The 332-nt window shown below is 41.0% G+C and carries 1 rRNA gene; it reads right to left on the bottom strand.

The features are described from left to right. Positions 1 to 249: 249 nt before the first annotated feature. Positions 250 to 332, bottom strand: a 16S ribosomal RNA gene (locus tag PV403_RS25100); the annotation flags it as partial.

Here is a 332-nt window from a genome sequence, read left to right as displayed (position 1 = left end):
GATATTTCTAAAATCGCAAAATTGTTTCGTTATCTAGTTTTCAATGAGCAAAGCTGTTTCACCGAAACAGCGACCATGGAATTTTGGTCTAACACAAACTGTGTAGATAAAATTACATGTCTTTTTTGAGAGATTAAACTCTCAAAACTGAACAACGAGTGAGTGTTACTTTGCTTTTGCAAAGTGATCCGCCGACTTTCGTCGTACGTTTATTTGAATGTTTCCGTTTCAGGAAACGATTCTCCATAGAAAGGAGGTGATCCAGCCGCACCTTCCGATACGGCTACCTTGTTACGACTTCACCCCAATCATCTACCCCACCTTCGACGGCT

The organism is Paenibacillus sp. GYB006 (assembly GCF_036577645.1).
Taxonomy (GTDB): Bacteria; Bacillota; Bacilli; order Paenibacillales; family Paenibacillaceae; genus Paenibacillus.
This window is presented reverse-complemented; position numbering and strand designations above follow the sequence as displayed.